Consider the following 1,957-nt stretch of genomic DNA (forward strand, 5'->3'; position numbering starts at 1 on the left):
AACGACACCTATGTGTTCAACCAAGGAGATGGGCAAGACACGATCAACGATCTCGACTATTGGTGGTGGCAAGACACAGACACCTTGCAGTTGGGGGCTGGGTTATTGGTGGGTGACACACAGGTGAGCGCAGTAGGCGAAGACCTCAAACTGAGTTGGGGCACGGACACGGTGACCGTACAGAGTTACTTCAACAGCGTGTACTACCAAGTGGAGAAGATCAGCTTTGCGGATGGCACGGTGTGGGGCGTTGGCGACATAGCCAGCAGGGTGACACGTAACGGCAGCGAAGGGGCTGACGCCATCACAGGCTTGAGAGACTACGCAAACCGCATCAACGGCTTGGGCGGCAACGACGCACTGTACGGAGGTAACCAAGACGACGTGATCGATGGGGGCGAAGGCGATGACTCGTTGAGCGGTGGATACGGCAACGACACGCTGATGGGAGGTGTAGGCAACGACAGCCTGTCTGGAGATTATGGAGACGACACGCTGGTGGGTGGCGTAGGCAACGACTATCTCTCAGGATGGCAAGGAAACGACACCTACGTGTTCAACCAAGGGGATGGGCAAGACACGATCAACGATCTGGATTATTGGACGTGGCAAGACACAGACACCTTGCAGTTGGGGGCAGGGTTGTTGGTAGGGGACACACAGGTGAGCGCGGTAGGCGAAGACCTCAAACTGAGCTGGGGCACAGACACGGTGACCGTACAGAGTTACTTCAGCAGTGAGTATTACCGCGTGGAGAAGATCAGCTTTGCGGACGGCACGGTGTGGGGCGTTGGAGACATCGCCAGCAGGGTGGTACGCAATGGCAGCGAAGGGGCTGACGCCATCACAGGCTTGAGAGACTACGCCAACCGCATCAACGGCTTGGGCGGCAACGACGCACTGTACGGAGGTAACCAAGACGACGTGATCGATGGGGGCGAAGGCGATGACTCGTTGAGCGGTGGATACGGCAACGACACGCTGATGGGAGGTGTAGGCAACGACAGTTTGGCGGGAGATTATGGGGACGACACGCTGGTGGGTGGCTTAGGCAACGACTATCTCTCAGGATGGCAAGGAAACGACACCTACGTGTTCAACCAAGGAGATGGGCAAGACACGATCAACGATCTGGATTATTGGACGTGGCAAGACACAGACACCTTGCAGTTGGGGGCAGGGTTGTTGGTAGGGTACACACAGGTGAGCGCGGTAGGCGAAGACCTCAAACTGAGTTGGGGCACGGACACGGTGACCATACAGAGTTACTTCAGCAGTGAGTATTACCGCGTGGAGAAGATCAGCTTTGCGGACGGCACGGTGTGGGGCGTTGGAGACATCGCCAGCAGGGTGACACGTAACGGCAGCGAAGGGGCTGACTCCATCACAGGTTTGAGCGACTACGCCAACCGCATCAACGGCTTGGGTGGCAACGACACGCTGTACGGAGGCAACCAAGACGACGTGATCGATGGGGGCGAAGGTGACGACTACATGGTGGGCTATTCGGGGACCGATATGCTCACAGGCGGGGCAGGCAACGACGCACTGAATGGGGGGTATGGCAGCGACACGCTGATGGGAGGTGAAGGCAACGACAGTTTGGCGGGAGATTATGGGGACGACACGCTGGTGGGTGGCGTAGGCAACGACTATCTCTCAGGATGGCAAGGAAACGACACCTACGTGTTCAACCAAGGAGATGGGCAAGACACGATCAACGACCTCGACTATTGGGTGCCAAACGTAGACACCTTGCAGTTGGGGGCAGGGTTGTTGGTAGGGGACACACAGGTGAGCGCGGTAGGCGAAGACCTCAAACTGAGCTGGGGCACAGACACGGTGACCATACAGAGTTACTTCAGCAGTGAGTATTACCGCGTGGAGAAGATCAGCTTTGCGGACGGCACGGTGTGGGGCGTTGGCGACATAGCCAGCAGGGTGACACGTAACGGCA

The 1,957-nt window shown here is 57.4% G+C and carries 1 protein-coding gene; it reads left to right on the forward strand.

Features of this window, described 5'->3' with window-relative positions; translation table 11 throughout:
- Positions 1 to 1,957, forward strand: a 1,957-nt coding sequence (locus tag B9Z41_RS16780) for a calcium-binding protein (protein WP_304441803.1), incomplete at both ends; no start/stop codon positions are given.

Origin of the sequence: Limnohabitans sp. JirII-31, assembly GCF_002778315.1 — a bacterium.
GTDB lineage: Bacteria > Pseudomonadota > Gammaproteobacteria > Burkholderiales > Burkholderiaceae_C > Limnohabitans.